Origin of the sequence: Sporocytophaga myxococcoides DSM 11118, from assembly GCF_000426725.1 — a bacterium.
GTDB classification, from domain to species: Bacteria; Bacteroidota; Bacteroidia; order Cytophagales; family Cytophagaceae; genus Sporocytophaga; species Sporocytophaga myxococcoides.
Genome location: NZ_KE384560.1, coordinates 437,769 through 456,819, shown reverse-complemented (window position 1 = coordinate 456,819; position 19,051 = coordinate 437,769). Strand labels below are relative to the sequence as shown.

Annotated in this window: 15 protein-coding genes; 3 read left to right on the top strand and 12 right to left on the bottom strand. The window is 37.5% G+C overall.

The window, feature by feature from the left end; translation table 11 throughout:
* The coding region (locus tag K350_RS32580; RefSeq protein ID WP_028981419.1) for a hypothetical protein at positions 1 to 237 on the bottom strand (237 nt) is incomplete at its 3' end.
* Positions 238 to 425: 188 nt separating this feature from the next.
* Between K350_RS32580 and K350_RS0120050 the strand changes: the two genes are divergently transcribed.
* Positions 426 to 1,787, top strand: a complete 1,362-nt coding sequence (locus K350_RS0120050) for an ATP-binding protein (RefSeq protein WP_051313396.1) — start codon at positions 426 to 428, stop codon at positions 1,785 to 1,787.
* A gap of 126 nt (positions 1,788 to 1,913) precedes the next feature.
* On the opposite strand, the gene K350_RS0120045 is transcribed toward K350_RS0120050, so the two are convergent.
* The 8 genes from K350_RS0120045 to K350_RS0120005 all read right to left on the bottom strand — a co-directional run bounded on the left by K350_RS0120045 (position 1,914) and on the right by K350_RS0120005 (position 12,028).
* Positions 1,914 to 2,477 (bottom strand): DUF502 domain-containing protein, encoded by a 564-nt coding sequence (locus K350_RS0120045; RefSeq protein WP_028981417.1) that lies wholly within the window; start codon positions 2,475 to 2,477, stop codon positions 1,914 to 1,916.
* Between the two features lie 4 nt (positions 2,478 to 2,481).
* Positions 2,482 to 3,378 carry a 4-hydroxy-3-methylbut-2-enyl diphosphate reductase gene (locus K350_RS0120040; protein WP_028981416.1) on the bottom strand — a complete coding sequence of 299 codons (897 nt, stop codon included), beginning with the start codon at positions 3,376 to 3,378 and terminating at the stop codon, positions 2,482 to 2,484.
* An 8-nt stretch (positions 3,379 to 3,386) separates the two neighbouring features.
* Positions 3,387 to 4,091 carry a (d)CMP kinase gene (gene cmk / locus K350_RS0120035; RefSeq protein ID WP_028981415.1) on the bottom strand — a complete coding sequence of 235 codons (705 nt, stop codon included), beginning with the start codon at positions 4,089 to 4,091 and terminating at the stop codon, positions 3,387 to 3,389.
* Between the two features lie 511 nt (positions 4,092 to 4,602).
* A complete protein-coding gene (locus tag K350_RS0120030) occupies positions 4,603 to 8,049 on the bottom strand; it encodes a pyruvate carboxylase (protein WP_028981414.1) in 3,447 nt (1,148 codons plus the stop codon).
* A 237-nt stretch (positions 8,050 to 8,286) separates the two neighbouring features.
* The gene (locus K350_RS0120025; protein ID WP_028981413.1) at positions 8,287 to 9,654 is read right to left on the bottom strand and encodes a cystathionine beta-synthase; all 1,368 of its coding nucleotides are present in this window, start codon (positions 9,652 to 9,654) and stop codon (positions 8,287 to 8,289) included.
* Between the two features lie 437 nt (positions 9,655 to 10,091).
* Positions 10,092 to 11,018 carry an aspartate carbamoyltransferase catalytic subunit gene (locus K350_RS0120015; protein WP_028981412.1) on the bottom strand — a complete coding sequence of 309 codons (927 nt, stop codon included), beginning with the start codon at positions 11,016 to 11,018 and terminating at the stop codon, positions 10,092 to 10,094.
* Between the two features lie 2 nt (positions 11,019 to 11,020).
* Positions 11,021 to 11,563 carry a bifunctional pyr operon transcriptional regulator/uracil phosphoribosyltransferase PyrR gene (gene pyrR, locus K350_RS0120010; protein WP_028981411.1) on the bottom strand — a complete coding sequence of 181 codons (543 nt, stop codon included), beginning with the start codon at positions 11,561 to 11,563 and terminating at the stop codon, positions 11,021 to 11,023.
* A gap of 57 nt (positions 11,564 to 11,620) precedes the next feature.
* Positions 11,621 to 12,028, bottom strand: coding sequence for an EVE domain-containing protein (locus K350_RS0120005; RefSeq protein ID WP_028981410.1), 408 nt, complete (start codon positions 12,026 to 12,028; stop codon positions 11,621 to 11,623).
* Positions 12,029 to 12,124: 96 nt separating this feature from the next.
* Between K350_RS0120005 and K350_RS0120000 the strand changes: the two genes are divergently transcribed.
* On the top strand, positions 12,125 to 13,888 hold the full coding sequence (locus tag K350_RS0120000; RefSeq protein WP_342665059.1) for a helix-hairpin-helix domain-containing protein: 1,764 nt from the start codon (positions 12,125 to 12,127) through the stop codon (positions 13,886 to 13,888).
* Positions 13,881 to 14,846, top strand: a complete 966-nt coding sequence (locus K350_RS0119995; protein WP_028981408.1) for a glycosyltransferase family 9 protein — start codon at positions 13,881 to 13,883, stop codon at positions 14,844 to 14,846. The genes K350_RS0120000 and K350_RS0119995 overlap by 8 nt, the downstream gene beginning before the upstream one ends.
* Before the next feature lie 188 nt (positions 14,847 to 15,034).
* Here K350_RS0119995 and K350_RS0119990 read toward each other — a convergent pair whose 3' ends face one another.
* The 3 genes from K350_RS0119990 to K350_RS31510 all read right to left on the bottom strand — a co-directional run bounded on the left by K350_RS0119990 (position 15,035) and on the right by K350_RS31510 (position 18,901).
* Complete coding sequence (locus K350_RS0119990; RefSeq protein WP_028981407.1) at positions 15,035 to 18,010, bottom strand: glycoside hydrolase family 9 protein; 2,976 nt, start codon at positions 18,008 to 18,010, stop codon at positions 15,035 to 15,037.
* 212 nt (positions 18,011 to 18,222) lie between these two features.
* Positions 18,223 to 18,414 carry a cold-shock protein gene (locus K350_RS0119985; RefSeq protein ID WP_028981406.1) on the bottom strand — a complete coding sequence of 64 codons (192 nt, stop codon included), beginning with the start codon at positions 18,412 to 18,414 and terminating at the stop codon, positions 18,223 to 18,225.
* 106 nt (positions 18,415 to 18,520) lie between these two features.
* Complete coding sequence (locus K350_RS31510; protein WP_051313394.1) at positions 18,521 to 18,901, bottom strand: helix-turn-helix domain-containing protein; 381 nt, start codon at positions 18,899 to 18,901, stop codon at positions 18,521 to 18,523.
* Between the last annotated feature and the right edge of the window lie 150 nt (positions 18,902 to 19,051).

The following is a 19,051-nucleotide window of genomic DNA, read 5'->3' as shown; positions in this document are numbered from 1 at the left end:
TTCTTCTTCCTGCTCGCCCGATTCCATCATCTGTACCGGACCTTTCTTCATCTGAACTTCCTCTTCTTCCACCTCAGGAGATTCCATCATTTGAACAGGGTTTCTTTTCATCTGAAGTTCTTCATCACCTTTAGCATCCATCTTATGGACTGGCGCCATTTGAGCAGGTGACGATCCTTTAGGTGAGTTCGCTTTATCCTGAAAAACTTGTTGAGTATTTTTCTTATGGATTTTCATTGGAAATAGTTAAATATCAAAAAAATAACAATTGAAAATAATTATTTAGGGGGACTTACGCCAATATCCGTTGAAATTAATTCCATTTTCTATTCCGAAAGGTATTTTTCACTAATGGATTTAGTTTTCGTAATATTTTAATTAAATTTATTTGAGTTCAGCGTATAGCTAATTTTTAAAGCACTTTTATGAGTATTCCAAGCATTGCGGAAAAAAGCAAACCACAAACATTATTGAATTGTGAGGTCCTTGAAAAGGAATTAATGTGGTTTAAATCGTTTATAGAATACAGGGTTCGCGCACATATAGGAGAGTCTGGGGCTGAAACTTGTTTTCCCGAGCCACCGGAGCTGGAAGAAAGAACTTCCTTTTATGTTAATTTTGTAAAGCATTTCAATTTAAATTTTAGTGAGAGGGTATTGGTACTTCTTGCTTTAGCTCCACAATTAAAGCCTAATATTCTGGATGCTTTTTTCACTAAAAATTCTGACGGAAGAATATTTACCGAATTCGGTGGAAAAATCAGTCCGGCGAATAAGTTTCTGCCCACAGCAGAAACATATATATTCCTAATTGCGGGAAATGAATTATACCTTAGATTAAAAGCTATTGACATCTTCAAACCTTCTTCCAGAATGAGGTTTGACAATATCATCAGCTTCGTACCTGAATCTGAAGATTCTTTTTTAGACACCGAAGTCAAAATTTCTCAGGAACAACTTTCCTTTATCCTTTCTGGGGCAGGGTACAAGCCAAATTTCAACAGTTCCTTTCCTGCAACGCTTTTAAAGACCGGGATGAATTGGGATGATTTGATCATTGCTCCTGAAGTACTTGAGGAGATCAATGAAATAACAGCCTGGATCAGACATGGCGATGATTTATTGATGAATTATGGTCTTGGCAAAACCATTAAGAGAGGCTACAGAACCTTATTCTACGGACCTCCCGGAACAGGGAAAACGCTTACTGCATCTTTGATAGGCAAATCCAATAAACTGGATGTCTACAGAATCGACTTGTCAATGGTCGTCTCCAAGTACATCGGTGAAACTGAGAAAAACCTTGCAAATATCTTTGACCTCGCTGAAAATAAGCACTGGATATTATTCTTTGATGAAGCAGATGCATTATTTGGCAAAAGAACTCAGACAAAGGATGCCAAGGACAGGTATGCCAACCAGGAAGTATCATACCTTTTACAAAGAATAGAAGATTTCCCAGGAGTTGTAATTCTGGCTACCAACCTTAAATCAAACATTGATGATGCTTTTTCGAGACGTTTTCAGTCAATGATTTACTTCCCAATGCCAAGCCCTGAGCTGAGATTAAAGCTTTGGGAAAGTGCTTTTACAGACAAGTTTGAGTTAAGCGAAAAAGTCAATCTTAAAAAAATAGCTTTTGAATATGAGCTGGCCGGAGGTGCGATCATCAACGTTGTTCGTTACTGCGCTCTGATGGCATTAAACAGAAATTCAAATCTGATCACAGCTGAAGATCTCATCAATGGAATAAGGAAAGAGTTTAGAAAGGATGGGAAGACGTCGTAGAAGAACAACGTTTGACCTAAAAGTATAAAAGCCCTCCACGTTTATGAATATGGAGGGCTTTTCATTTAAAACTTTTTTCAGCTGTTTTAATCTTTATTAACTTCCAATCTGTACTGGTTTTCCTCCTCAATGATGGAACCCAGAAACCCCACCAGACACGACAAACTTCATTATCTCCGAACTCGGTGCCTGAACAATGGTAATATGTTCTTTCGGCACTATAAAAAGGTTACCGGAGATATTATATGAATGAGGAAAATATACTGCCACTTTATCCGGCAGGTTAATTATATTAAGATCAGTCTGTGTTATAAAGCCTAATCTGTAAAAATCAAAATCCTTATTCACTCTGACCATCACAGGCTGGCTGAACTTCTTCTTATCTCCTACAAAAGCACCGACCACATCTTTCGTTGATGAATAGATAAGGTTGATGAGAGGAAGTTTATAGAGGAAGTTTTCAAAAACTGTGAATGCAGGCTTTGCTATAAGGGTTGATCCCAGATATCCTACTATCGTTACAAATGAAACAACGATTACTATGCCCATTCCGGGAAAGAGGTGGGCCTCAAATAACGATGGAACAAAGTTATCTACCCATCTGATGAATACTACCAATACATATACTGTAAAGAATAAGGGAATTACAAATAGTAAACCCTGCAGGAAATATCTAAGAAACTTTTTCATAAGGTCAGGAAGCTGTTCCTGTCTCAGCGAATATATTTTTTATAAAGGTGGCTACATTTTCCATAAGCCACATTGGGGTTGAGGTTGCTCCGCATATTCCTACGGAATAAGAAGGTTTAAACCAGTTGGGATCCAGTTCAAGTTCATTTTCCACAAAATAGCTTTTCTCGTTTTCAGCCTTGCATACGGAATATAAGGCCTTGCCGTTGGAGCTTTTTTTCCCGCTGACAAACACTATTACATCATGTTCCTTCGAAAACTTCTGTAACTGCGGTTCTCTGTTTGAAACCTGACGACAAATGCTGTCATTGTAATCGTAGTTAACTACTTCTGCTCCCTTTTGTTCCTTCATTTTCTCCTCGATAAGGGCAGAAATTCTATAAAAACCTTTGGTACTTTTTGTTGTCTGACTGAACAGGGTTACTGGTCTTGAAAAATCAATCTTTTCAAGATCCTCTTCTTTAGTAACAACTATGGCTTTATCTTTAGTTTGTCCGGTGAGTCCTACCACTTCAGCGTGCCCTTCCTGACCGTAAATAACAATCTGGCCTTCCACTTCTTCCATTTTGTCAAATGCAGATTTGACTCTGTTTTGAAGTTTTAAAACCACAGGGCAGGAAGCATCAACTAATTCTATGTTATTATTGAGTGCAAGCTGATAGGTTTCCGGAGGTTCACCATGAGCCCTGATAAGAACTTTACAATCGCGAAGTTCTTTTAACTGTTCGCGGTTAATTACTTTCAGACCTTTTTTAGTAAGGCGCTCTACCTCCATGGCATTGTGTACGATATCTCCCAGGCAATAGAGTTCACCTCCCTGATCCATTTCATCCTCAGCCATCTGAATGGCAAATTCAACTCCAAAACAATAGCCTGAATTTTTATCTATCGTAACGTTCATGTATTTAATTAACTAATTATAATCGAGTTATGGCTTTCAATCATTTTTCCAACAGAAAGATTGATCACAAAATCAACCTGCTCATCAACAGTCATGTGGGTAGTATCCAGCACATAAGCTTCTTCCGCTTTCTTCAACGGGCCTTCTTCTCTTGTAGTATCAAGATGGTCTCTCTTAGCAATATTTTCTATGATATCTTCAATTCCGACTACCTGTTTTTTCTCCAATAACTCTTGCTGACGGCGAAATGCTCTAACATACATATCTGCTTGCATAAATATCTTTAATTCGGCAGTTGGGAAAACGGCGGTTCCTATATCTCTTCCATCCATTACCAGGCCTTTCTTTTTTCCCATCTTTTGCTGAAGCGCAACCATGTATTTCCTTACTTCTTTGATAGCGCTTACTTCGCTTACATTTTCAGAAATATACATTTTACGGATTTCATCTTCCACATTTAAACCATTCAAATAAGTTTCGCTCCTGTTTGTTTTAGGATTAAAGACAAAAGTGATGTGGATATTCTCAAGCGCCTTATGGATCGCTTTCGGATCGGTAATATTCACATAGTGCTCGTGAAAATACAGGGTAGTTGCTCTGTACATAGCCCCCGTATCGATATAGGCATATCCTAATTTGGAAGCAACTATCTTAGCCGTAGTGCTTTTACCACAAGCAGAGTATCCATCTATTGCTATGATAATTTTCTTCATTTAGTAAATATAAAGTATTGTAATCACTAAGCCAATAGAATTTACGGGTGTTTTTTTACCTCCATTTTGAGTACTTCCGTCTCTGGAATTTCAACAAATTAACTCTGATTTGAGTTTGAAATCAACTTTTGATAGGATACTGTTTTTCTGGAGTTTACAATTTAAAGTTTAGGAGAAATATTTTTTTTAGTTCTGAGCTCCTGATTCGACGTAAAAATCCAGTGAGAAAAATAGATTTAGGTGAATGAATTTCAAAAAAAAATACCCCTCATGCGGGGTATTTAAAGATTTCCATAAAAAGCATAACCATAATGTTACCTCCTGTTATGTCCGCCCTTCATTTTTTTACCGCTTTTGGGAGCCCAGGTCTGACTCCTGTGTCCGGATGAACACGAAAATGCGAAAAATGAAATTAAAAAAATTAATACCACTATTCTTTTCATAAGTCTGTAGTTATTTAAGTCCTTTAATATAATTCATTGCTTTTTTGTTTAAAAATCATTCAATTCTGCTATTCTAGTTCTATAACCATATCATCTTGTTCAACCATTGTCCCTTCAGGAAGGATAACGCTTTTAATTTTTCCATCCATCTTTGAAGTAATGGTAGTCTCCATTTTCATAGCCTCAACCACAAATAGAGGTGCGTTCTCTCGGACTGAATCTCCAACCTTAACCATAACCTGGCCAATTTTGCCCTGTAATGGAGCTCCTACCTGTTTGGTTGTCTCAACTTTCTTATTTGTTGGTCTTGATACTTTAATTGTATTATCCTTTACCTGAACATTTCTGGTCTGCCCGTTGAGTTCAAAGAATACAGTTCTCATGCCGTTTTCATCGGCTGCAGAGCAGTACATCATTTTTACAATGATTGTCTTACCCTTGCCCAGCTTTACAAGAATCTCCTGATTGTTTTTTAGTCCATAGAAAAAAGCAAGTGTCGGTATGTTACTGACATCACCATATTGTTCCCTATGTTTTGCATACCCTTCGAAAACTTTAGGATACATCTTATAACTAAGGAAATCAAGGAAACTTGCTGTATTTCCAAACTGCTGCTGAAATGCTTCAAACTCCTTTTCAAAATCTACAGGGGCTAAATGATCATTTGGCCTCTCTGTAAATGGCTTTTCTCCTTTAAGAATAATAGACTGAAGCTTCTCAGGAAATCCACCATAGGCCTGTCCTATTTCTCCCTTAAATAAACTTACTACTGACTCAGGGAAAGACAGGTACTGGCCTCTTTCCATTATGTCTTTTTCTGTCAGATTATTGGATGTCATGAATAAAGCCATATCACCTACAACTTTGGAGCTTGGTGTTACTTTTATAATATCACCGAACATCTTGTTGACCAAGGCATAATTTTGCTTTACTTTTTCGAACTTCTCTCCCAAACCCAATGATTCTGCCTGAGGTCTAAGGTTTGAATACTGTCCGCCTGGAATTTCATTCTCATATACCTCAGCAGTACCTGCTTTCAGATCTGATTCAAAAGGATAATAAAACTCTCTGACATCTTCCCAATAGCTCGAGTACTGATTTAGTGCAGGCATGTTAAACTTAAGCTCACGTTCATGGCCTTTCAACATAGTTACTATTGAGTTGAAGTTTGGCTGAGAAGTTAGACCTGACATGGACGCTATCGCCACATCAATGATGTCAACACCTGCCTCCACTGCCTTAAGGTAAGTTGCTGCCTGAATAGCCGAGGTATCATGTGTATGAAGATGTATCGGAATGCTGACAGCTTTTTTTAGTTCTTTAATAAGCAATTCTGCGGAATAAGGCTTTAACAGACCAGCCATATCTTTAATGCACAGAATATGTGCACCCAGATCTTCAAGCTGCCTTGCCATATCAAGGTAATACTGCAAAGTATACTTCTTATTTTCCGGATCAAGAATATCGCCGGAATAACAAACCGCTGCTTCGGCAATACCGCCTGTTCTCTCTTTCACAGCCTTTATACTTACCTTCATGGCTTCAACCCAATTGAGCGAGTCGAAAATTCTAAAGATGTCTACTCCATTCTCCCAGGTTTTCTCAATAAATTTCTCAATCAGATTATCAGGATATGCTTTATATCCCACGGCATTGGAACCTCTGATCAGCATTTGAAGCAGAATATTTGGAACCGCTTCCCGGATTAGCTGCAGTCTTTGCCAAGGATCTTCATGAAGGAACCTCATAGCTACATCAAATGTCGCTCCTCCCCATACTTCCATTGAAAAGACCTGAGGATGATTTTTAGCAAAACTTTCTGCAACCTCTACCATGTTTTTGGTACGCACCCTTGTTGCTAATAAAGACTGATGTGCGTCTCTAAAAGTTGTATCGGTAATCTGAATAGCTTTTTGATCTTTCAGCCAATTGACAAGCCCCTGCGGACCATTGTTCGTCAGTATCTGCTTAGTACCGTCAGGATATGGACTGTATTTCTCATAAAATGGTATTTGCGGAGTTCTGAATGTTCTCTTTTCATCCACATTCTTAACATCCGGATTCCCATTCACAATGACATTGGAAAGAAACTTAAGTGTCTTTGTTCCTCTATCCTGAATATTTTTGATGTTCAGCAATTCAGGATGTTCTTCTATAAACTTTACAGTTGCATGACCTTTGATAAATTCAGGATGAGAAATAACATTCTCTAAAAATCCTATGTTTGTTTTTACGCCTCTTATTCTGAATTCTCGAAGCGTACGGTTCAAGCGCTCGCACGCTCCCCACATGGTCCTTCCGGATGCTGAAACTTTCACCAATAGAGAATCAAAAAAAGGAGAAATTTTTACTCCCGGATAGGAACTGCCTTCATCAAGACGAATACCAAAACCTGCTGCATTTCTGTAAGCTATAATAGTACCATAATCTGGTTTAAACCCATTAGCAGGGTCTTCGGTTGTCACACGGCACTGAATCGCGAAACCATTGCACTTAACATCTTCCTGCCTGGATATATAGATACAAGTATCTGATAACTTGTGTCCTTTGGCAATCAGAATCTGAGAGCGGACTATATCTATTCCTGTTATTTCTTCAGTAATTGTATGCTCAACCTGAATACGAGGGTTTACTTCTATAAAATAAACTTTTTCATCCTGATCTACCAGAAACTCAACAGTACCGACATTATTATACTTTACATGCCTTGCAATTGTAAGCGCATAATTATAGATCTGTTGTTTCGTTTCCTCTTTCAAAACAGGACAGGGAGCGACCTCTACAACTTTTTGAAACCTTCTTTGTACAGAACAATCTCTTTCATACAAGTGCACAATATTCCCATGGTTGTCTCCCATGAGCTGAACTTCAATATGCTTCGGCCTGTCTATAAACTTTTCAAGAAAGACTGTATCATCCCCAAAAGCTTTCATAGCTTCGGCTCTGGCTTCATTATATGCTCTTTCAAGCTGACTTTCATCACGGATAACGCGCATCCCTCTTCCACCTCCACCAGCGGCAGCCTTCATCATTAAGGGATAACCAATGCGATGTGCTTCTTTTCTGGCTATATCAAGAGATAACAAACCTTCCTTACTGTCTTCAATGATCGGCACACCTGCGCTGATTGCGATTTCCTTTGCTGAAACCTTATCACCCAGCGCTTCCATTACCTCAGGTTCAGGACCAATAAAGATGATTCCTTCTTCTTTACATCTCCTTGCAAGATTTACATTTTCAGACAAAAAGCCGTAGCCCGGATGTATGGCATCTACACTATGTCTCTTTGCAAGTTGAATAATTTGTTCAATGTCAAGGTAGGGTTTAAGGGGCTCATTATCCCTTCCGATCTGATATGCTTCATCCGCTTTATAACGATGTAAAGAATAACGATCCTCATAGGTATAAATAGCTACGGTTTTTATCTTTAACTCAGATGCAGCGCGTAAAACACGGATAGCAATTTCACCACGATTGGCAACCAGTAACTTCTCTAATTTCTTAAGTTGACTCATTGAACAGGAAGATTAATACGTTATAAAAAAATTAAAATGTCTGAAATGACCGGACAGAAAGAGTAAACGTCCTAATTGGGTCATTCAAAAATAATAAAAAAACAATATTATTGGCTGTCTTAAATACTTTTCTTTAGCAGAGCCTCATTCTTTTCTTCATAAAAAATGCTGAATTATGAAAAGAATTAATCTCTTCATAATTCAGCATTTTCATAATCTTAGATTTATTTGAGAAATCTATCTCGCCATAGCAGAAAGCAAATCTGCCTGAGTGATAATTCTCACATCATTCCTTTCGTCACGAACCAGAAGGGCGGTGTTCTCTTTTGTTATTAAGGATGAAAGTACGTCTATAGTATTATCCAGCCCTACAAAAGTGAATGGTGCTTCCATTACCTCTCCTACTGTAAGATCTTTCAGACCTGGATTTTCAATTAGTTTCTTCAACACTTTAGAATCTGTAAGACTTCCTACAAAAGCATCGCCATCTGTTACAGGGATCTGAGAGATTCCTTTTCCGTTAAGTATCTTCACAGCCTCCCCTACTTTATCGCTTTTCGCTATAGTAATCAGCTTTCCGTTTTTCTGCTCTGCAATAATGTCTTTTGCAGTAGCAAAACTGCGGCTTTCAAGATATCCATGATCTTTCATCCACACATCATTGTAAATCTTCGCAAGATACCTCGTACCATGATCAGGAAGGATAACCACCATTACATCATTATCGGTAAAATGCTCTCTTGCATACTCCAAGGCCCCAAACACTGCAGAACCGCTGGACCATCCGACAAACAGACCTTCTTCTCTTGCTAGTTTTCTTGTCATTACAGCTGCGTCCTTATCCGTAACTTTAATAAACTGATCGATCAGACTAAAGTCAACGTTTTTTGGAAGGATGTCTTCGCCTATACCTTCTGTTCCATATGGGAAAATTTCATTTTCATCAAACACTCCAGTTTCTTTGTATTTTTTAAAAACAGAACCATAAGTGTCAATTCCTATTGATTTGATTGATGAATTCTTTTCCTTTAGGAATTTAGAAACTCCGCACATCGTCCCACCAGTTCCTACACCAGCAGCAAAATGCGTTACCTTTCCTTCTGTCTGACTCCAGATTTCAGGCCCAGTTGTTTCATAATGAGCAGCTGTGTTAGAAAGGTTATCGTATTGATTCGGATAAAATGAATTCGGTATTTCTTTATTCAATTTTGCGGCAACACAATAATATGATCTCGGATCAGAAGGAGCTACGTTTGTAGGGCAAATAATAACCTCTGCACCTAGCGCACGCAATACATCTACCTTCTCTTTTGACTGCTTATCAGTAGTGGTAAAAATACACTTGTAGCCTTTTGCAATAGCAGCCAGTGCAAGTCCCATTCCTGTGTTTCCCGAAGTTCCTTCTATAATGGTTCCTCCTGGTTTTAGAATACCTGCTTTTTCTGCATCTTCAACCATTTTTAAAGCCATTCTGTCTTTTACAGAATTTCCGGGATTAAAATATTCGACTTTAACGAGTATTGTCCCTTTTATCCCTTTGGTTACTTTATTTAGTTTCACCAAGGGAGTATTTCCTATCGCCTGAATAATTGAAGAGTAGTACATAAAAACTTAAAGTTTGCCTTTGTCAAAATTAGAAATAAGATCTTTGAAACAAAATTCCTGACCCGTATTTAAACAAAGATTAGGGAAGTTAAGTTTGGGGAAAGCTTAAAGCGAAGGCGGAAAGCTTAAAGTAAAAAGTGGAAAGTTAAAAGTTTTAGGTATCAAGTTTTAAGAATTGGCTTTTTCCCTCTAGGTCCCTGATAAAGAAGCCCTAATTTCAAGATTTCTTTATTTTTCTTTAAGAAGGCATCTTCAAACTCTTGAGAGGATAATGTTCGTTCAAGATAAATAGAGGTGCCTTTCAAATAATTTCGAATAGATAGTTTGTTGCAGTTGCTAAACCTATTGCTATTTTCTTCTTCCAGGAAAATCAGCTATTATGTTAAAGGTAAACCTTTTATTTCACTTTTGCTTTAAGCTTTACGCGTTCAGCTTTATTACTCTGTAGCGCCAGCCAGCAGATAAAGCACTGCCATTCTTACTGCCACTCCGTTTTCTACCTGGTTCAGGATCACCGAATGATGCGAATCTGCAACATCACTTGACAACTCCACTCCTCTGTTAATAGGTCCAGGGTGCATAATCATTATTTCTTTGTTAAGAGAATCCAACAAAGATTTATTGATTCCATAATATAAAGAATACTCCCTTAGTGAAGGGAAATATTTGATTGTCTGTCTTTCAAGCTGAATTCTCAGAACGTTTGCAACATCGCACCACTCCAATGCTTTCTTAAGATCCAGTTCTACTTTTACATTAAGGTCTTTGATATATTTTGGAAGAAGTGTGATTGGACCACAAACCATTACTTCAGCTCCTAATTTCTGTAATGCAAAAATATTTGAAAGTGCTACTCTTGAATGCAGGATATCTCCGAAAATACAAACCTTCTTTCCCTCAACATGACCGAATTTTTCTTTTATCGTAAATGCGTCAAGCAAAGCCTGAGTAGGGTGCTCATGAGTTCCATCCCCGGCATTGACAATCTTTGCTTTGATATGCTTTGAAAGATAATGAGGAGAACCTACGCTGCTGTGTCTCATCACTATCATATCCACCTTCATCGCAAGGATGTTATTGACGGTGTCCAGTAATGTTTCGCCTTTCTTTACAGAACTAGATGATGATGAAAAATTTATGACATCTGCTGATAATCTTTTTTCGGCAAGCTCAAAAGATAATCTTGTCCTGGTAGAATTTTCGAAAAATATATTGGCAATAGTGATATCCCTCAGAGAAGGAACTTTTTTGATAGGCCGGTTAATTACTTCTTTAAAATTTTCCGCAGTATCTAAAATTAAATTAATGTCCTCTCTGGTGAGGTCTTTGATTCCAAGAAGGTGTTTAACACTTAAATGCTGCATTGTTAGGTTTTATTAATCAACCAAATATTATCGTCTTTCAATCCTTCTTCCTTCAGTTCAACCAATACTTTTTCGGATTCGAGGCAATCAACTTCTACACCGATGTAATTAGGCTGAATTGGAAGATCTCTGCTGTATTTTCTGTCTACCAGTACCAGTAATTCAACTTTCCTCGGTCTGCCAAAAGCCGTCATGGCATCCATAGCTGCACGGATAGTCCTTCCTGTATAAAGTACATCATCTACAAGAATTACGTTTTTATCCTCAATCAGAAATGGAACTTTGGTAGCATTGGCTTTTAAAGGATTATCCTTTCTTCTGAAATCATCACGGAAGAAAGTAACATCCAGATAGCCAAGCTTTACATCTTTTTGAAGGATGTCTTGAAGTTTTCTTTGAATACGTTCGGAAAAGCTGACACCTCTTGGCTGTATACCAAGAATAACAGAGTTGGAAAAATCACCGTGAAGTTCAATCAACTGATGACAAAGTCTGTCGATCGTTATTGAAAGATGTTCGGTACCGATGATGAGTCTTTTTTCCATTTAAAAATTTTTCAAAGATAGCAATGAACTGATTTTATTCGAAAAATTATAGGATTTTTATTTCTCGGATAATTCAAGAATTCTGTCAAACTCTTCTTTCTTTACGGGCGTTACAGAAAGCCTTGACTGTTTCACTAAGCTCATGTTTCCCAGTATTTTATCTGCCTTTATTGTCTCAAGGGTAACAGGACTCTTCAGCTTTTTGTGAGGGCCCAGGTCTACTACCACCCAATTGGCATCATCTGTTGTCGGGTCCTGATACGATTCCTTCAGCACTTTTGCTATCCCTACCACTTCCTTTCCTTCATTGCTGTGATAAAAAAGGACAAGATCTCCTTTTTTCATGGCTTTCAAATTGTTACGAGCCTGATAATTTCTAACCCCGTCCCAGAAAGTTGATTTATCCTTTTGAAGCTGTTCGAAAGGATACTTAAATGGTTCTGATTTTACTAGCCAGTGATTCATTTTTAGTTCACAAATTTCCTCTCAAAATTAACCTTTTCCTTTAAACCCAAAAGAAAATCTTTCGGATGGAACCCTAATTCCTTTAAAAACATTTATGTGCGTAAACCTTCATTGGTTTCTCCTCATTTTTATTTTAATTTTGAATTAATGGGCAATCAGGAAATTATCAACATCTTCAAACTCACAGCTTCATTAATGGAGCTTCATGAGGAAAATCCTTTCAAGATCAGAACATATCAAAATGCGGTATATAATCTTGACAAAATCTCCGGTGATTTAGCCGGACTTTCATTAGAAGAACTTGCTTCTCTAGAAGGGGTCGGAAAAAGTATCGCCGGAAAAATTCAGGATTTGAATGCTACAGGTACTTTTCCCGAATTATCATCTTTATTGGCGCAAACTCCTAAAGGTGTCATTGATATTTTAAATATAAAAGGAATCGGCCCTAAAAAAGTACGAAGCATCTGGAAAGAACTTGATATCGTTTCCACTGAAGCACTACTCGATGCCTGCAATGAAAATAAAATTGCCAGCCTGAAAGGCTTCGGTGAAAAAACCCAGGAAAGCATAAAGAAGGAGCTACTTTTTGCTTCTGCCCATAAAGACAGGTGGATGTTTGCCGAAGCGGAAGCTACTGCTTTGAAGCTTGAAAAAGACCTTTCTTCATTAGACCTGAAAGTATCCCTTGCCGGAGATATTCAAAGAAAGGCTGAAACGCTTGATACAATCCAACTAATAGTCGGTGAAAACCAGCCGAAAAAAGTATTTGATGCAGTTAGCGGAATAAAAACACTTGAGCAAAATATAAAGGCATCAGGACCATTTGTTTGGCGAGGCAAAGATCTTTTAACCGAGCTAAAGGTTGAAATAAAAATCTGTCCTGAAGGGCGTTTCGGCAATTTTGTATATCTTAACTCTGCATCTTCATCACATCTTAAAACGGACCTTGGAAATTCTTCCAATCTATTCCAACTTTTGACTTCCAAAGATTTTAAAAACGAACAGGAGATTTTCACCCACTTGAATTTTCCATTTATCGTTCCTGAACTTCGTGAAGGATATGATGAAATAGAAAAAGCCAGAGAAAACAAACTCCCGGAGCTCATCACATACAAAGACCTTAAAGGTTCGCTACATAATCATAGCACCTATAGTGACGGTGTTCATACTCTTGAACAAATGGCTCAGTATTGCAAGGAGCTTGGATTTGAATACCTAGGAATAAGCGACCACTCCAAATCTGCTTTTTATGCCAATGGACTTCAAGAGTTCCGTATTACAGAACAGCATGCAGAGATTGATGCGCTGAATAAAAAATTAGCACCATTCAAGATATTTAAAGGTATAGAGTCAGACATCCTGAATGATGGTAGCCTCGATTATGAAGATTCCGTTTTAGCATCTTTTGATTTTATTGTTGCCTCTATCCATTCCAACCTGAAAATGGATAAAGCCAAAGCAACTGAAAGACTTATTAAAGCTATCGAGAACCCTTATACAACAATGCTCGGGCATCCGACAGGCAGACTATTACTTAAAAGAGAAGGTTATCCGATAGATCATAAGAAAGTAATTGATGCCTGTGCAGAGAACAATGTAATCATTGAAATCAATGCACATCCGAGAAGACTGGATATGGAATGGAAATGGGTGAGATATGCATTGGAAAAAGGTATCATGATCAGCATTAATCCTGATGCACATGAAATGGAAGGATATCTGGATATGCATTATGGAGTACATGTGGGAAGAAAAGCGGGCCTGACGAAAGAAATGACTTTTAATGCCCTAAGTGTGCAGGAAGCAGAAGAATATTTCAACAAAAAGAAAAGCATCTCTAAGATTTCAACTAATGCCTAAAGTACTGGTTTTACGATTTTCATCTATAGGCGATATAGTGCTTACGACCCCTGTTGTAAGAAATTTAAAGCAACAACTTTCCGGGGCAGAGGTACATTACTGCACCAAAAGTCAATTCAGAATTCTTTTTGAAGACAATCCCTATATAGACAAGGTTTTTTACCTTGATAAATCGTTAAACAACCTGATAGATGAGCTGAAGAGAGAAAACTATGATTATATCATTGATCTTCATAACAACCTTCGCACATCAGTCATTAAATGGAGACTAGGAAAAAAATCTTTTACTTTTGATAAACTCAACCTCAAAAAATGGTTACTGGTCAATCTAAAAGTTAATGTATTGCCTTCCCTTCACATAGTTGACAGGTATATGGCAACGCTTAAAAAATTAGGTGTAGTCAATGATGCAAAAGGACTTGATTATTTCATTCCATCCAAAGACAAGGTAAACCTTCCAAACTATGGGCTAGAGCCTGATAAGTACATAGCGTTTGCGATAGGTGCACAACATGCGACCAAAAGACTTCCACTTCAAAAACTTATTGAAGCATGCTCTTTGCAAAATATGCCAATTGTTCTTTTAGGAGGGAAAGAGGATAAATCAACAGGAGATTCTGTTGCTGAAGCATGCAAAGCTTTGCCATTTCAGGTTATAAATCTGAGCGGACAACTTTCCTTAAACCAGTCAGCTTCTTTCCTTCAACAATCAAAATTTGTAATAAGCCACGATACCGGATTGATGCATATAGCATCTGCCTTCAAAAAAGAGATCTATTCTATCTGGGGTAATACAGTTCCACAATTCGGAATGTATCCTTATCAGACTAAATATCATGTTCTTGAGAATAATAATATAAACTGCAGGCCTTGTTCAAAAATTGGTTATAAACAGTGCCCTAAGGGACATTTCAAATGTATGAATGAATTAGATCTCAAACATGGATTTGAGAGATAAAAAAACAGGAAAACCCGGTTTCCCGAGCCTTCCCGAATTAATAACCTTAACTTTCGGCTGCGCACAACCACTTATATAACCCCGCAGCAAAATAAATAATTCACTAACACTGCCAATTTATATTTTACAAATAAAAAGAGCCTTTGATCTATAAAATCAAAGGCTCTTTTGCAATAAGGATTAAAGATTTATTGCTTTATTATATTTCCGGAATTAATCATTTTTCCTTCCTGGAATAGAACCACGTGATAGAAACCTGGACTTAGTTGCTCTCCAAATGTCGTTTTTCCATTAGAATTTGCTTCAAATGCCATTCTTCCCAGCTCATCATAAATCCTTATCATAGAATTTTCCGGAGCTTCAATTATAAACTCGGAAGACGAGGGGTTAGGGAATATTACAAGTTTATTTGAAACAGAACCATCTATTGAAGAAACAACTCCACAGTTTGGATTTTGAGCGTCTATAACTGCATAAACAGGTGTTCTGGAACAAGCATTCCCTGCCTGAATTTTGATATCAAAAATTCCAGGGAAAGAAGTTGCTTTATCATCTCTTGTATCATCTGTGATATCCATCACTCCAGCTGCATCCATAGTTGAAAAATTTGCACCACTCTCAAACCATACAATCTGAGAATAACCATTTGGAAGATTGGAAGGAGGAGTAAGTTCGTAGGAACCAGCGCTAGGAACTTCTATAGGAGTATCAAAATTGAATGTATAGAAAGTGTTGAATGGAGCATTGCTCTGAGTGCCTGTGCATGCTATACCAACAGAAGCAAAACTTTTTATAACTACACCGTTTTGTTTCAAATCAAATATTACCTTAACCAAATCTCCATTATTGCAGGAGAATACAAAAGGCAATATTTTCATCTGAGTTATTGTAAAAGCTCTTGAAGCTGTGAATTTTATTCCAATAGATCCGCCGTTTTGAGGAGATGCAAGAGTATTGGAAGTCGAAGATGGACCAGCATTAGCTGAAATTGAATTACCATCCTGAACATAGTATGTTTTTGAAGAGGTAATACTAGGGCTATAATTTAAACCTGTAGCTAGTGAACTTCCTCCTGTTGATGCATCATACCAGTCATAAACACCACTTGCTGCATTTACTTTAAGGTTTGCCTTACCAGCCTCACAAATTGTGTCGCTTGCAACACTTAGCAATTTTGATGTTATTACTACATTGTCAGATTTTGAGGCACATCCGCTCGCGCTTATCGTTCCTACATATGTTCCCGCCTGAGTAGCAGTATATTTTTGGGAGGTAGCACTACTGATTGCTTTACCGTCTTTTGTCCAGCTGTAAGTTATACCAGTTCCGGAAACCCCTAGATCCAATGTTACCGAAGTAATACTGCAAAGTTCCTGGTCTGCGCCAAGATTAACCGCTGGCAATACTCCCAGAATTTCAACACTACCTTCAGTAAACCAAGATGTAAGAGAATCAAGTCTGCATTTGTAAACCCCAGCCTGAGTAACAGTCAAAGTATTTTTTGATGTTGATGCAGGAGAGATTATAACTCCATCCTTGTACCAGGTAAAAGTTTTAACATTGTCTATTGCCACTTTTGAATGAAGCAAATGACTTGTCTTACCACAGATGGATTGATTTTCACCTAAATCAGGAGTTGTTTTACCAAATTTCGCTGTATTTACAGGATCAAGTTTTGAGTTGATAAATGCAAGGACGCCGACAAGACAGGCATTGTAGTCTATTCCACCTTCTGTATGAAGGACATTAACAAGATCATCACTGAAGCTGCCCGCATTTCTTGTTCCTCCAACCATATAGCCAGCTTGTTTATTTTTTGTAGGAATTGGGAAAGTCATTTTTATTGCATCAGTGGGATTATCATCTCTTAAAAATAAATTTCGATGATGTGGATGCAATGGTGATTTCGACCCAAAACCAACTATAAATGACAAATTCGATGAATTCTTTCCTAGTATATAGTCAATATTATCATAAATAAATTTATGAGGAGTAGCATCAGTTCCGTTCAATTTCTGCCAAAGAGCCACCATAAGGGCAGTGTTAGCATTATAACGAAGCGGTCCCCAGCTTGTATTTCCTCCGGCAAACTGGCCATCGGCTTGCACATTTGTAAGATAACTATTAACAATTGTTCCAAACGTAGATTTTGCATTTGTACGACCTAACAAGGCTAAATTATAGATAGCTATGTCTCCATTATTTTCGTAGTCAAAGCCATAAGTTTTTCCGGAAATATCATAGGCAGAGGCATTGTTGGCCGCAATAGTAAATGCAAATGCTTCTGTTTTATAGCTTTCAGTATTGGTTGCCCAAAATAATTCAGTGCACATAGTCGCATAATCATCTTTCCAGGAATAGTTTGCGCCGTAGAATCCTCCTTCTCCTGTTGCAGCTGTTCCAGGATGCGCCTTAGCGTAGGTATAAGCAAATAAGGCATGTTGCAAACACAAATCTGCATAAGCAGGATCAAAAGGTCTGTACATTCTTGACATTAAAGCTAATGTAGCTCCGCAGAAAGAAGGCATGGAAGCATCATTGGGATTTTTATAAACTGGCCTTTGCTGACCACCTTTGTTTACTGCAGAAGTCTGCATTTTAACTGCTGTGACCCATTCTTGATGATCGTAATTACTATTTCCTACCTGATAATAAAAGGTAGTTGCATTTCGAGTACATTTTATAAAATAATCTGTTGCATGCTTTACCTCATCTAAAATGTCCGGAATTCCATTCGGATCATGCTTTTTTCCTTCCCAGGACCAGTCTCCGGCAGTTTTGTAACCATTATATGTATAGGAATAATAATCATCATATCCTGTTGGGAACTCTGCATATGCCTTAAGCAGCATATATGCTGAATAAAACTGAGTCTGACCATATTTTACGTGATCACCGCAATCATGCCATCCACCGGAGATGTCATAGCCATCGGTATCTTTGTCCTCTGAAAAGCATTTTCCTCTAAGATTTTCTGCAACACCTGACGGCAAATGACCAGAAACAAGCCAGTTATTCTCTCCCGATCTTTGACCACCATACATTCTGGTTGTCATCCATAGGGCCTTTTTATAATCCTGAGTAGTAAAACCCTGGGCCTTTGCACTGAGGTTTGCCGCAAAGAGGGAAATTGAAATTAATAATACTAATAAAGGTTTATTCATTTCCAAAATTGGTTTTAGTATATAGAATCCAGGCAAAATACCATATTGTATATACTATTTCAATAGAAATTGTAACCTACTGGAAAATAATTGTAAAAAATATATCTACTATTTGAAAATTAAGGTCTTGCAGGAGGAGGACATCAAAAAAGTAAATAAAAAAACCCGCGTTGCCACGGGTTAAGTTCTTTTGCCTCTGTAAATAAAATAATTTATATTTTCTTTACATTCACCGCGCTAAGGCCTTTTTTGCCATCTACCACTTTGAAAGCAACTTTATCATTTTGCTTTACTTTGTCTTCTAGACCTGTTACATGAACAAAAATTTCCTGGTTTGAACTTTCATCTTTAATGAAACCATAACCTTTGCTCTCATTGAAGAATTTGATTGTACCTGTATTCATAAAATAAGTAATTAATTTCCCTAAAGTTAAAAAAATAATTAATAGATCCCTACAAATCGGCAAAAAAATTACATCAAAAAAATATTTTTTAAAGGAGAGACTTTTTTTAGTTCTCTCCTTTATGTAGCTTATTTTCAAGCAAAAAGATAATTTTTTCCTTATCAGATAACTGCTGTTTTAGTAGATCAACCTCCTTTTTCATACGCTCATTTTCCTGTATCAATTGCTCATTGATAAATTTCTGATCTGACAATGCTTTCATAATATCTTCTTTTTCAGAAGAATCAGCTCTCCATTTAAAGATATCCTCAACAGTTACTTCCAAAATGGAAGCTATCTTTTCCAGACGATCTACAGTTAAAGAGATCGCTCCGCGTTCAATTTTGCCATAAGTTGAATAGTCAATTCCTAGTTGATAGGCTAGATACTCCTGACTTATTCCCTTTTGCTTTCGAATTGATTTTATATTTAGTACAACACCGCTCACTGAATAACAAATTTAAATAATGGAATTATCCTACAACAGGGCGTAAAAAGACTAAAACAAGATTTATAATGTCTGAGAGGGTAACCTTGTAGGCGTTTTAAGCTTTTGCCTTCTTTATATCCTGCGCTGATTAGAAAACAAAAAGTCCAA